Origin of the sequence: Trichococcus patagoniensis (genome assembly GCF_003051085.1) — a bacterium.
GTDB lineage: Bacteria > Bacillota > Bacilli > Lactobacillales > Aerococcaceae > Trichococcus > Trichococcus patagoniensis.
This window is the reverse complement of sequence record NZ_QAOM01000008.1, coordinates 145,306-158,291: the sequence shown is the minus strand read 5'-3', so window position 1 is coordinate 158,291 and position 12,986 is coordinate 145,306. Positions and strand designations below refer to the sequence as shown.

The following is a 12,986-nucleotide window of genomic DNA, read 5'->3' as shown; positions in this document are numbered from 1 at the left end:
CACGGTGTGGAATATAAACTATCAGATTATCAAAAAAAATAATACAACAACGCAAAAAAAGGCATCGGGGTGGTTTTCCCCGATGCTTTTCTTATGACCGGCATTTCGTTGTACTGCAGGATCATTGCAAGCGCGGTGACTTCGCAGCCGAGCAGCAGGGCAGGCGAATCCAGTTGATTCAGGAGCGGCACATCCAGCCGCACAGCAACAGAAGGTTCGGTTTGCAGCGTCATGCCGGATTCTGCGGTCACTTCTTCGGATTCATCGGGTTCCATGCGAATGAGACTCAGCGGAAACAGACTGAGTAATATGCCAGAAAATAGCGTTATGTTGTTGAGCCTGCCTTTTTTCATATGGATTCTCCTTATCCGGCATGCCTGGCTGTGCATTTCAATACTCTATACGTTTATATTTTAGCATATTCTGCGGTGCAGCCCGATTGAAATGTCCTGACGCGACAGCGTGACGGTAAAGCATATGGGCCATGCGATCGCCGGATGGCAAAGACCAAAAAAAAGATGATTCGCATGCCTAAAAGGCTTGACCCAGCCTGGTTTTTTTGGCAATAATGAAAGAAGTCAGATTGAAGAGGAATGGACAACAGAAAGGTTGTCTGATGGAGGATATAAAATATGATTTGGAGCAAAATGAAGCAGCAGTTGGAGAATTTCCTTGCGCCGGCGTTGGCGGGAAGAGTGGGGTACTTATCCACCAGCTACCGCTATACACCCGATAAAAACGGCCAGTGCTGCATCGCAGTGGACAATAAAAAAATCTTCAATATGAAGGACGTAACGACAGGGATGAAGTGGTACCAGTCGGAACAGGATATCAAAAATGATTCCGCTGTCGTAATTCCACTCAGTGAAGCCGAAATTGAGCATATCCGGATGGAAACTGGCGGAAAAGTGCCGGAAGAACGGTTGGCAGTGATCGCGAGGGACCGCAAACTGTTGGCCTACGCGAAGGAAACGATGGCCGCCCAGGTGTCCTTAAGCAAAGCCGATTTCTACAAAACCGCAAATGTTTTTCTGACCCAACCCATTGAAGCCAGCCTTGCCAGCACGGACATCCTGTTGAACTGCTTGGCTTTGGTGGACAGGCGCGTCGGCAAAAAGCGGATCATGGATATGGAAAAATCAGTGAAAATGAAGCATCCGATTGTGCAATACTTCTATAGGTTAAGGCGCAGTGCTATATAGTGTCAGCTGAAGAATCCGATATCCCTGCATGCGTGAGCTATCTGCTGTTTACTTCGCCAGCCCATCGGCATGGAAAAGATTCCTTTCGGTCTACAACAAAACCGAAAAAAAGCCGCTCGTTTTCTATGCCATCGGTGATACGACAAAAAAATCCATTAATGACAGCGGCTATGAGGCTGTTCTGCTGCAACGATAAGCAAGCAGGCGCGAAGATCGGGATGATCTTTGCACCTGCTTTTTTTTGTCGACTCAGCCCGATATCCGTATTCCCTAACTTGAAAAAAGGCCTTCGTGCTATACGTTGCGGTGAGGAAGTTGTAGAATGTAAGTAGAAGGTATATGGGCATAGCATAGGGAATACGTTACGCAGGAGGGGAAATCAAGATGGGGAATCTGTACAAAGATAAATTAAACGGTAGCCGGATCGGTATCGTTTTCGGAGCTTTCGCACCTTGTCATATTGGGCATTTGGAAGTCATCTTGCAGGCCAAGAAAGAGAATGATGGTTGCGTCGTGATCGTCTGCGGCCAGGAGGGTGACTTCGGCGAGCCTGTTGGTCTGGATGTCTACAGAAGATTCCGGTATATGCGCGAATTGTTTGCGGATGATAATCAGATTTATGTCGTAATGGTAGCCGGACAGGGCATTCCACAAAAAGAAAGCGAGTGGGCACCATGGTTGGAAATCGTTGCCATTAAAATAGCTGATTCGCTTCAACGGATCGATGCGCAAAAGATCTGGTATACCGGAAAAACGATACAAGCAGAGGCATTGAAAAACGAATCATCCGACGAAGTCCATTTGGTGGATACAAGTCTGTATCCGATAACCGGCCTGAATATCCGCAATGATGCGTTGCGTCATTTTAATGCCATCGCTTTGCCTTTCCGACGGATATTCACGAAAAAAGTGCTGGTTTTGGGAGCTCCGAGCGGAGGCAAAACGACATTGGTCAAGGATCTGGCAAAGCTGTATTCCTGTCCCTACAGTTTCGAATATTCACGCCAGTACCAAGAGGAATCAAATGTGAATGATTTTGAACTGGATGGCATGGATTATCAACGGTTGGTTACCGGTCAGTTCCAGCTGAACCGGGATACGATCGCGGATCCCGCCAGTCAAGGGATGGCAATTTTGGATACGGATGTGATGGTCACAAAAGTCTACGCACGCCTTGGCGCTGAGGATGAGGATTATGCGATCACTTCGGAAGAGTATGCAATTGTAGAGCAGTCGGCCAACGCATTTATTGCGCGCCAATTATGGGATTTGATCCTCGTTGTGCCCCCGACTCTGAAATATGTCGATGACGGCTACCGCAATATGGAATTTTCTGAGGATGCCTTTTTGACGACCATCCACGAGATGATGATGGAGGAAATCGCAAGAAGCGGAAACTTGGGTAAAGTCGTCATGTTGGATGCAAAAGGCATCGGCGATAAGGATGAATTCAGTTATTATGCCCGTTACAAACAAGCGAAAGAAGCGATAGATCGATTGATGGGGCACAGCTAATAAGACAACGATAATTGAAGGCAAAGGGTGTTCGGGAAAACCGATCACCCTTGTTCGTTTATGTCTGATTTTCACGAAACCTTTTGCATGTTATGCTACCCCTATCACCAAGTTCTGAGAAGGAACATCTTTCTCGAATTTTGACACATGTATACATAAATAACAAACTTAATGGAGGAATTCAGCATGGTTAAAATAGTATCGTCTGTAGCAGAATTGATCGGAGAGACACCGGTCATTAAATTAAGCAAAATCGTACCGGAAGGCTTTGCCGATGTGTATTTGAAATTAGAGGCGTTCAATGTCGGCGGCAGCATAAAGGATCGCATCGCTTTGAATATGATCGCGACAGCGGAAGAAGAGGGAATCTTGAAGCCGGGAGACACGATTGTAGAGCCGACCAGCGGAAACACTGGCGTAGGTTTGGCGATGTTGGCGGCAGCGAAAGGCTATAAATCCATCTTTGTGATGCCGGATACGATGAGCATCGAACGACGTCTGTTGCTTTCGGCTTATGGAGCCGAACTCGTATTGACGCCAGGAGCTGAGGGTATGCCTGCAGCGATTGCGAAAGCCAAAGAAATCGCGGCGCAACCCGGCTACTTCCTGCCTTTGCAGTTCGAAAACCCGGCAAATCCGGCTATCCATGAAACGACAACCGGTCCGGAAATTATCGCAGCTTTCGACGGCGTCGGCCCGGATGCCTTCTTATCGGCTGTCGGAACAGGCGGTACGATCACAGGGATAGGGAGAGCCTTACGAAAAGCGAATCCGGATGTCGGCATTTATGCGCTTGAACCTTCCGAATCCGCAGTGTTGAGCGGCGGCCAAAAAGGACCGCATAAGATCCAGGGAATCGGTACCGGCTTCATTCCGCAGGTATTGGACACTGCTGTTTACGACGGCGTGTTCCAGGTTTCAAGTGAAGAAGCATTCGCGATGACCCGCAGGCTTGCCAAAGAAGAAGGCATACTGGTGGGCATCTCCAGCGGTGCGGCAGTGGCAGGAGCCATCGCCTTGGCTGGTCAACTTGGTGCTGGCAAGTCGGTAGTGACCATCGCACCGGACAACGGCGAGAGATACCTTTCCACACCCGTTTTTCAAAATTAAGCGATATACCGAATAATGATAGTGCCTCAACCACAGCAGGAGCGGTTCCTGTGGTTGAGGCACTTTTTTGGGTACCTTACTTGGAGACGATTTTTATTTGTGTATGTTTCGCTACTTTTTTTCCGTAACTCTTCGTATGGATTTCGAGGAATTCAGTGGGTGCGTTCTTTTCAAATGATATCAGCACCAGAAAAGGAGCAAAGGTTGGCCGGACTGAATAAATAGGAGGCATCAATATGAACCCAGTCGGAATCGTTCCACCGCTCTAAATAGTGGCGCTTCCGGTCTTGGAGAACTATAATATAGGTAATGGATTCAGTGAGATGAGGTGTAGTGCATGTTTACAGATAAACGGCTGACAGAGGCCTATGAGAAAGCCAGAGTAGAATACATCGATGATACATCCAATTATGTTTTTTTGAGTGACTGCCATAGAGGCGATGGGAGCCTTTCTGATGAATTCGCACGGAATAAAAACATTTTTTTGTATGCGTTGGAATACTATTATAAAAATGAATTCATATACGTTGAAAACGGTGATGGTGATGAACTGTGGGAGCATCACGAATTCAAGCACATCAAAAATGCCCATCCGGAGGTATTCGCTATCCTGAAACGTTTTTATGATGAAAAGCGTTTGATCATGATTTATGGAAACCACAATATCTATCTGAAAAACCAGTGGTATGTGGAACGAAATTATTTCCGGAACTACGATGAATATACCGAGTTCTTCTATGATTTTCTCCCTGGGATCCGACCGATCGAAGCATTGGTTTTGAAGGACCGGAAAACGCAGCAGGAAATATTCGTCGTCCATGGCATGCAGGGTGATCTTCCGAACGACCAACTGTGGTACCCGACGATGCTTTCCCTGAAGTATTTTTGGCGGTTCCTGCACGCATTCGGCGTCAAGAGTCCGACGAGCCCCGTGAAAAACATGAACAAACGGCACAAAATCGAAAAAAACTACGTGAAGTGGATCCAAAAGCATGAAAAAATGCTGATCTGCGGCCACACCCACCGCTTCAAATATCCGAAGACCAAAGATTTGCCTTACTTCAATTCGGGTTGCTGCATCTATCCGACTAGCATCACAGCCATCGAGATTACCGGTGGTCAGATCCAACTGGTCAGATGGAAAACACGGGTGAATGAGGATGGCTTGCTCCAGATCAAACGGGAAGTCATGCGCGGACCGGATCCGATCGGAAAATTCGATATCCGGGCGAGTGTCAAAAATGAAACAGCAACTGAATAATATTGCCTAACCGACTTTTCTGGCCTTACAGAAGAGTCTTTTTTATTTTCAAAACAAAATACTGAAAAAGCAAAAAAGAATGTGTGCGCTCGTTGACAGAATTTGGTTTGCACTCCTAATGGTTGACTGATAGAATGAAGGAATGCGTTCATTGGATGAAGCCATTCTTTATCTATATGGATCGATGTTACTATCCTTAATAGTGGGGGAAGAAATGGCAAAAAGAAAAACTTCGGGCAAGCACAAACTGTTGCGACTGCTGTTGCTGCTAACATGGTTTCTCATCCTTACCTGGATCGAGATACATGAAGGAGTCGATCCGACTTCAAATCAGGACGGTACAACCACTACTTCAGTAATCCTGTCCACGGATGATGCGCCACAATATACAGGTCCGGATACGATTGAAATAAACGGTGGAAAGAGTACCTTTGATGATTCAGAATTGCACTTTGAAGGGGAAGGCTGGATCAGTTACGGCGATTTGGATGAGCTGAACCGTGTCACCACAATGAACGCCATGATCACGCCGGAAATGTACCAGACGGGTACCGATGCAAACAGCAGCATCCTGCCGACGGGATGGTCAAAAAGCAATCAGAATGAATCGAATCCAAAACAGCTGAACCGCGGACATCTATTGGCGGATGTGCTCGGAGGAAGCGGTGAGGACTGGCGCAATCTGGTGACGTTGTACCGAAACGCGAACTATCCGGCCATGTACTTTGCTTCGGAGTTCATTGTCAGTGAAGCGATCCAAGCAGGCACTACGGTCCGCTATCGGGTAACGCCCCTATTCAAAGGTGATGAATTGATTTGCGAAGGGCTGCACATCATGGCAAAAAGTGTCAATGATGATTCAGTCGACCTGAACGTCTATGTCTTCAACGAGCCCAAAGACACTGTCGAATAGTTATGCGCTATAGAGCTCCTATAATTTTAAAACAGGCATCCATCAAAAATGACGGATGCCTGTTTATTTTTTACAGTAAATCGGATTTTGAGGCTCCATCATTCTCTGCTTCCATTCATAAAGCATGATGCCGGTCAGTCCCCCTGCTGTATCGATCAATACATCGGAAAAGGCCGGACCTCTTCCCGGAATGAAGGATTGATGGAATTCGTCCGATGAGGCATACAGAAATACGAACAGCAACGCAAAGAAAGCTGATTTTCCCGATGATCCTTGTTGCTTCCGATAACGCAAAAACAGGACAGCCAAAATCAAATATTCGCTGAAATGGCCTGCCTTACGGACCAGGTAACTGAGTGCACCCTGAATGGAACTGCCGGGCCCGATCCCAATAAATTTCAACAATTCCAAAAGGATGCCGCTTGTTTCGGATGACTCCTGACCATTTTGGTGCGACAGGAGAAAAATGACGCCCATCCAGAGGCATAAAACTGTAAATTTGGTGTTAAAAGTAAAACGCATGCTCGTGAGTCCCTCCATCCTATTGCATCAGTATAGCGCAGCAATCTTTGACTGAAAAGCGGATAATGATAATTTTTCAGTAATAGCTAGTGAACAATCGAATCAAAAAGGAAAACATTCCACATCTCATCAAAATTGTTATACAATAGAGTTGGAGATTGATAGCGCTTACTGTAAGTCGGGCGGAAAGATCTATTGCCGTCGCATCCAGCGCAATCCAACAGTAAAGGAGTCCTTCGCATGTCGCTTGAAGAAAAATACCGTATTCCGGTCGAGAAGTTGCGCTGGAGTTATCTGCATACGGGCGAACTGAATTTTTGCGAATCATCAAGGGATGTCCCTCCCTTGCAGGGCATCATCGGTCAGGACCGGGCTGTGAAATCGATGGATTTCGGTTTGGGAATGGCGGTGCCCGGCTACAATATTTTTGTTTCCGGACCACCAGGAACCGGAAAGAGCACCTACGTCCAGACCGTAGTAACCCGATTGGCCGAGAAAGGCAATACACCTGATGATTGGTGTTATATCTATAATTTTGCGGATCGGGACAAACCGATCGCGGTGTCTCTGCCTGCAGGACAAGGGAAAATATTCCGCAATGACATGACCGAGTTCGTAGAGGACATGCGCAGCCTCATTCCGAAAACGTTCGAGAGCAGTGATTATGATCAACAAAAAGGCACCATCATCCAAGTGGTCCAGGAAAAGGTTGATTCTGTTTTTCAGAGCATCGAACAGGAGGCTCTCAAAGCGGGATTCGTCGTCAGACAAGCACCTGGACGCGTCGCTTTGATACCGATCAAGGATGGCAAGCAGCTTTCCCCGGAAGAATATAAAGTTCTTTCGGCTGATGAACGCAAAATCATTGATGAAAATACCTATAAGCTTGAAAAGAGGCTCGATGAAATCATCCGCGGATCCCGCGCGCTCGAAAAAGAGGCCGACAAACAGCTCAAGGAATTGGACAGGCAGATAACCCGATTTGCGACAGAGCCTCCCATCGTCAGATTAAAAGAAAAGTACGCTTATTCGGAAAAAATCCTGGATTATCTCGATAAAGTGCTGACGGACATCACCGAAAACAACATCATCTTCCGTTTGGCTGATGCACCGCAAGCGCAAAATCCTTTCCAAATGCCGGAAAACGACGGTGACCCCTTCATAAAATACAAAGTCAATCTCTTTGTGAACAATGAAAACAGCAATGGCGCGCCAGCGATCATCGAACCATTTACGAATTATTATAATATCTTCGGGAAAATCGAATACAAAAACCAATTCATGTACACGACGACTGACTTCACGATGGTGAAAGCCGGCGCCATCCATCAAGCCAACGGTGGGTATCTGGTGCTGCAGGCGAAAGATGTCCTGTTCGATCCGTTCATGTGGGATGCCTTGAAAAAGGTTCTGAAGCATCAACAAGCCCTGATCGAGAACATCGGCGAGCAGTACCGCTATGTGCCGACCTTGACGCTGAAACCGGAAACGATTCCCTTGAACGTCAAAATCATTTTGATCGGTAGTCCGATATTCTACAAAGTGCTGACCTATGATGAAGATTTCAGGAAACTGTTCAAAGTCAAAGTCGATTTCGATATCAGTATGGACCGCAATGGAGAGAATATCCGAAAGTATGTCTCATTCATCAGCTCAATCTGCCAGGAAACGGGAATCCTCCATTTTGACCGCAGCGGCTTGGGTAAAATCATTGAGTACGGATCACGTCTTGCGGGAAATCAGACCAAATTATCCACTCAATTCAACGAAATTACGGAGATTGTCCATGAATCCAGCGCCATCGCCAAATACGAGGGGGCAACAATCGTTTCAGATGTCCACGTGCAAACAGCGTTGGCTGACAGGAAATACAGGGCCAATATGATCGAAGAAAAATTCCAGGAAATGGTGTTGAAGGACAAAATCATGATCGATATTCAGGATGCCATCGTCGGCCAGATCAACGGCCTTTCGGTCATTCAGACCGAAGAATATGCCTTTGGCCATCCGACCCGGATCACAGCCCGTACCTACATCGGTTCGAACGGTGTGACCAATATCGAACGCGAAACCAAAATGAGCGGCAGCAGCCATTCAAAAGGGGTTCTGACGCTGGCAGGCTTTCTGGGCGGGCAGTTTGCGCAGGAAAAACCGCTGGCAGTGAGCGCCCAATTGACATTTGAACAAAATTACGGCGGCGTCGACGGAGACAGTGCCTCCAGCGCTGAACTGTATGCGCTCCTATCCAGCCTAGCCGATGTGCCGCTTAAGCAGAACCTGGCTGTCACCGGATCCATCAACCAAAAGGGCGACATCCAACCAATCGGTGGCGCCACCGAGAAAATCGAAAGCTTTTTCGATCTGTGCCAAGCGAAAGGCTTGAGCGGAGAACAAGGAGTCATCATTCCGAATCAAAATGTGGACGATCTGATGCTGAAGGAGGAAATTATCGAGGCAGTGAATGCTGCTAAATTCCATATCTATTCCGTCAAAACAGTTTCGGAAGGAATCGAGCTGTTGACGGGGCTGAATTCCGGAAAACGCGAACCGGACGGAAATTTCACGGAAGGCAGCGTCTTCCGTAAAGTCCAACAGAAACTTGAAAAATACAACAAGAGTATCGAAGCCGCTCAGGCTCCAAGTGACCGGTACGGCAACGGCAGTAGCGACGAGTATGACTTAGAATGATGTATCCTTGGCAGGATGGATGCGTGGTTTTTAGCTGAAAGGAAGAGTTGAGCAGGGACCCAAATGGTTTCAGCTCGGCTCTTTTCATATATCCGGCGGCCAATTTTCCAATAAAAATCAGGAATTAGATTATATATATTGAAGATAAAAAATATATTGATATAATAAAAGTATGAATGAATTTACGAATCGCTATCACCAAATTTTTTGCATAAAAATATGTAAACCTTTACAATATCGAACAGATTGGTGGGGTAAGTCATGAAAAAATTGCGTAAAGTCAAATCTCAATGGTGTGCCGTTATGGTTTGCGGTCTGTCCGCAGCCATGCTTATAGCGGCACCGGCACCCTCAGTTTTTGCGGAAACTACCGGCGCGAATGCAAGCAGCACCATCGGGAGCGAGTCGTCCCAAACAGAAACACCGGATATGATCGAGCAATCATCCAACCTCTATGAGGATACAGACAACGCTGCTGTTCCGCCAGCGGAACCAGTGACTGGATCAGCGGACCTTACAGAGGGTGCACCATCGGATAACTCTTCGGAAGCATCTGAAGAAGTGGTGCCTGCAAGCAACGAGGGGATTACCCAAGAGAGCGGATCGCTACCGGTTTCCGGCAATCCCGTTTCTCAACCAAGCGATGCCACTCCGCTTGAGTCTGCACCCGCAGTGGAAATGACTGCAGCGGCAACAACTCTTCCCGAAGTGAATGAAAGTTCTTCTGACGTTGCCGTTTCCTACACAGCTGTCATTGCCAAAGGGGACTTTACGCTCGACAGTCTTCCTTGGGGCTATTCCGGCTATGCTTTCCGCTACATGACGAACGATTTTGTAGGTCAAAAAATCGAGGTGATCAGAGAATCGCAGAACGGTCTTTACGCATTGGTAGTGCTGAACGGAGAAAAGTTGGGTTGGGTCGACAAGCGCGCCTTATCCGATATTGTCATCATCCCTAAGGTACAGGACCTTGCTTCAGCGATTGCCGTTGATTACACGGCACGCATAAGTGGAACTAATTTTTCGCTCGACAGTCTTCCTTGGGGCTACGCTGGCTACATGTATATGGAAACGAGCACAGCTTATTTGGATCAGAAAATACAGGCTGAAAAAGAAACCGCAAATGGTCAGTACGTGCTGATTTCCCTAAATGGAGAAAAGCTGGGGTGGATCGACAAGCGCGCTCTGTCGGATATCTACAGTCAGCCTAAAGTGCAAGATATTACTTCAGCGTTGACGGTGGACTATGCTGCCCGAATCGGCGCAGCCGGCTTTTCCATCGACAGTTTACCTTGGGGTTATGCCGGATATGCTCAAATGACAACAAGTTCGGCTTACTTGAATCAAAGCGTACAGGCAATCAAGGAGACCGCCAACGGCCTCTATGCGCTGATCGCACAGAACGGCAACAGCTTGGGGTGGATCGATAAACGGGCACTGACGGATATCTATATCGAACTCAAAGTACAGGAGCTGGCAACGGGGATAACAGTGGATTATAAAGCGACTATAGCAGCAGCCGGCTTTTCTATAGACAGCTTGCCTTGGGGCTATGCCGGATACGGGCAAATCGACACGACAAGCAACCATACCGGGGAACGCATCCAAGCTGTCCAAGAGTCGCCGAACGGACTTTATGTTTTGATTTCTTCCAACGGGACCCGATTGGGATGGGTCGATAAACGAGCACTCACAGATATCGCCGTTCCGCCAAAACTACAGGATGTAGCTTCCGCAGTCGTTGTCGCCTACACGGCAGCCGTCACTTCGCCGGGATATTCGATTGATAGTCTGCCCTGGGGTTACGCCGGCTATCAACTGATGGCCACTTCAACCGATTACCTGGGGCAGCGGGTTGAGGCTGTGAAAGAGACAGCAAATGGAGCGTATGTGCTGCTTTCAATGAATGGGAAAAAAATCGGTTGGATCGATAAGAAGGCTTTGGGGGATTTCAGCTACAGATCCCAGGCACAGAACATTTCCGGTGGAACCGTCGTGAGCTATTCACCGACAATCGCGAAAGCCGGTTTTTCGGTCGACACGTTGCCTTGGGGCTATGCCGGTTACCAGTGGCGGACAAGCACGGACAGCTATGTCGGACAAAAGGTCGATGCCATCAGGGAATCAGCCGATGGTCATTATGTGCTCATTTCCCTGAATGGCAACTACATCGGATGGGTGGACAAAGCCGCACTATCGGGATTGCCGACTTATGCTAAAGGTCCGGATTGGACAGTGATCAACGGGTATTTCCGCAGCAACTCGGGAGTCACTTACTACATCGGCAACAGCTACATCATCGTCAGCTTGAGCCACCAAAGCGTCTGGGCCTATAAAGGCGAGACGATGCTCGTTTCCGCTCCGGTCATCACTGGCAAACCATCGGCGAATAACGCTACACCGCGAGGCTTGTTCTATATCCAGCCGTTTAAACAATCGCCATCCGTCCTGATAGGTGCGGACTATGCTTCGCCCGTCAGCTTCTGGATACCTTTCGTGGGCAATATGGTTGGTTTGCATGATTCGTCTTGGCAGACGCACGGCTATGGCGGTGATGTTTACCTTTACTATGGCTCGCACGGATGCGTCAACACCCCGTACGAAGCTGTCCGCACACTCTATTATAGTTATCCGGTCGGCACACCGGTCGTAGTCTATTAAAATCGAAAAGCAGGGACGGCCACACTCAGGCGTCCCTGCTTTTTGTGACACTTCATCAGTAAAACGTTATACTTATGAAAACGAACAGGAAGGTGATTGGGATGGAAATAGCCTTGCTTCAGATGATGGTCACAGCGGATAAGGAAACAAACCTAAAACGTGCAGAGGAATTGGTCAAGAAAGCGGCATGTGGTGGAGCGGATATGGCGGTGCTCCCGGAAATGTTCAATTGTCCGTATGATAACGCCTATTTCAGAGAATACGCTGAGCCGAAGGGCGGGGCAACCTACAGAAGGCTCGCGGAGATGGCGAAAGAACATGCCATCTATGTGGTCGGCGGATCGATTCCCCAGATCAAGGAAAATAAAATATACAACACAAGCTATACGTTCGATCGGCAAGGCAAGGAGATCCTCGACTACAGCAAAACCCATTTATTCGATATCCAGGTCGACGGCGGACAAGCGTTCAAGGAATCCGATACGTTGACTGCTGGGGACGGACTGGGCGTGTTCCAGACCGAATTCGGCCTGTTCGGCTTGGGTATCTGTTTTGACATCCGTTTCCAAAGCGACTGGGAACTGCTCCAAAAACAAGGGGCCCTTGTCTGCATTGTGCCTGGAGCGTTCAACATAACGACCGGCCCGGCGCATTGGGAATTGCTGTTCCGGGCGCGCGCGGTCGACAACCAGCTGTTCATGGTGGGGGTCAGTCCCGCCCGCGACCTCGATTTCAGTTACCATGCGTACGGCCATTCGCTTGTTGCGGATCCATGGGGAAGCGTTCTGGCCCAACTTGGTTTTGAGGAAGAAATGGCGATTGTAACAGTGGATCTCGAACGCGTTGCATCCGTCAGAAGGCAAATTCCTATTCTCAACCCGCCAGCGTTGGAATGAAAAATTTCATGGATAATGCCAAATGAAAAAGATGATGAATACATAAAGAAACTTAAGCTTTGGGGAAATTCGGGAATAAATGCCTTTCTTTGTGTACCGGAGCACTTACTATTTTGCTATAATGAAATCATGCAAATGCATCAGCTCGTCATTTTCTGAGACTTTTTGTCGAATAATATCAGAAAAACAACCCGCTGTATGTGAACTATACGATTTGA

10 protein-coding genes are annotated in these 12,986 nt (G+C 47.7%); 8 read left to right on the top strand and 2 right to left on the bottom strand.

What is annotated here, in order from left to right; all coding sequences use genetic code 11:
- Positions 1 to 29 precede the first annotated feature (29 nt).
- Complete coding sequence (locus tag C8U37_RS07210; RefSeq protein WP_108032585.1) at positions 30 to 353, bottom strand: hypothetical protein; 324 nt, start codon at positions 351 to 353, stop codon at positions 30 to 32.
- A 279-nt stretch (positions 354 to 632) separates the two neighbouring features.
- Between C8U37_RS07210 and C8U37_RS07205 the strand changes: the two genes are divergently transcribed.
- From C8U37_RS07205 to C8U37_RS07185, 5 genes are all read left to right on the top strand, one after another.
- Positions 633 to 1,202 (top strand): SF0329 family protein, encoded by a 570-nt coding sequence (locus C8U37_RS07205; RefSeq protein WP_108032584.1) that lies wholly within the window; start codon positions 633 to 635, stop codon positions 1,200 to 1,202.
- A gap of 384 nt (positions 1,203 to 1,586) precedes the next feature.
- Positions 1,587 to 2,717 carry an AAA family ATPase gene (locus C8U37_RS07200; RefSeq protein WP_108032583.1) on the top strand — a complete coding sequence of 377 codons (1,131 nt, stop codon included), beginning with the start codon at positions 1,587 to 1,589 and terminating at the stop codon, positions 2,715 to 2,717.
- Between the two features lie 186 nt (positions 2,718 to 2,903).
- Positions 2,904 to 3,827, top strand: coding sequence for a cysteine synthase A (gene cysK / locus C8U37_RS07195; RefSeq protein ID WP_108032582.1), 924 nt, complete (start codon positions 2,904 to 2,906; stop codon positions 3,825 to 3,827).
- A gap of 337 nt (positions 3,828 to 4,164) precedes the next feature.
- On the top strand, positions 4,165 to 5,088 hold the full coding sequence (locus C8U37_RS07190) for a metallophosphoesterase (protein ID WP_108032581.1): 924 nt from the start codon (positions 4,165 to 4,167) through the stop codon (positions 5,086 to 5,088).
- 214 nt (positions 5,089 to 5,302) lie between these two features.
- The gene (locus C8U37_RS07185) at positions 5,303 to 6,001 is read left to right on the top strand and encodes a DNA/RNA non-specific endonuclease (protein WP_170100216.1); all 699 of its coding nucleotides are present in this window, start codon (positions 5,303 to 5,305) and stop codon (positions 5,999 to 6,001) included.
- Between the two features lie 63 nt (positions 6,002 to 6,064).
- On the opposite strand, the gene C8U37_RS07180 is transcribed toward C8U37_RS07185, so the two are convergent.
- Complete coding sequence (locus C8U37_RS07180; protein WP_170100215.1) at positions 6,065 to 6,523, bottom strand: VanZ family protein; 459 nt, start codon at positions 6,521 to 6,523, stop codon at positions 6,065 to 6,067.
- Between the two features lie 240 nt (positions 6,524 to 6,763).
- Here C8U37_RS07180 and C8U37_RS07175 point away from each other — a divergent pair, with 240 nt between their 5' ends.
- The 3 genes from C8U37_RS07175 to C8U37_RS07165 all read left to right on the top strand — a co-directional run bounded on the left by C8U37_RS07175 (position 6,764) and on the right by C8U37_RS07165 (position 12,768).
- The gene (locus tag C8U37_RS07175; RefSeq protein ID WP_108032578.1) at positions 6,764 to 9,211 is read left to right on the top strand and encodes an AAA family ATPase; all 2,448 of its coding nucleotides are present in this window, start codon (positions 6,764 to 6,766) and stop codon (positions 9,209 to 9,211) included.
- Positions 9,212 to 9,472: 261 nt separating this feature from the next.
- Positions 9,473 to 11,872, top strand: coding sequence for a GW dipeptide domain-containing protein (locus C8U37_RS07170; protein WP_108032577.1), 2,400 nt, complete (start codon positions 9,473 to 9,475; stop codon positions 11,870 to 11,872).
- Between the two features lie 101 nt (positions 11,873 to 11,973).
- Entirely contained in the window at positions 11,974 to 12,768 is a 795-nt protein-coding gene (locus tag C8U37_RS07165) for a carbon-nitrogen hydrolase family protein (protein WP_108032576.1), read from the top strand.
- Positions 12,769 to 12,986: the final 218 nt, after the last annotated feature.

Excerpts from the sequence above, each read along its gene's own strand:
- C8U37_RS07210 (WP_108032585.1), bottom strand. The coding sequence starts at position 353 with ATGAAAAAAGGCAGGCTCAACAACATAACGCTATTTTCTGGCATATTA.
- C8U37_RS07205 (WP_108032584.1), top strand. The coding sequence starts at position 633 with ATGATTTGGAGCAAAATGAAGCAGCAGTTGGAGAATTTCCTTGCGCCG.
- C8U37_RS07200 (WP_108032583.1), top strand. The coding sequence starts at position 1,587 with ATGGGGAATCTGTACAAAGATAAATTAAACGGTAGCCGGATCGGTATC.
- cysK (WP_108032582.1), top strand. The coding sequence starts at position 2,904 with ATGGTTAAAATAGTATCGTCTGTAGCAGAATTGATCGGAGAGACACCG.
- C8U37_RS07190 (WP_108032581.1), top strand. The coding sequence starts at position 4,165 with ATGTTTACAGATAAACGGCTGACAGAGGCCTATGAGAAAGCCAGAGTA.
- C8U37_RS07185 (WP_170100216.1), top strand. The coding sequence starts at position 5,303 with ATGGCAAAAAGAAAAACTTCGGGCAAGCACAAACTGTTGCGACTGCTG.
- C8U37_RS07180 (WP_170100215.1), bottom strand. The coding sequence starts at position 6,523 with ATGCGTTTTACTTTTAACACCAAATTTACAGTTTTATGCCTCTGGATG.
- C8U37_RS07175 (WP_108032578.1), top strand. The coding sequence starts at position 6,764 with ATGTCGCTTGAAGAAAAATACCGTATTCCGGTCGAGAAGTTGCGCTGG.
- C8U37_RS07170 (WP_108032577.1), top strand. The coding sequence starts at position 9,473 with ATGAAAAAATTGCGTAAAGTCAAATCTCAATGGTGTGCCGTTATGGTT.
- C8U37_RS07165 (WP_108032576.1), top strand. The coding sequence starts at position 11,974 with ATGGAAATAGCCTTGCTTCAGATGATGGTCACAGCGGATAAGGAAACA.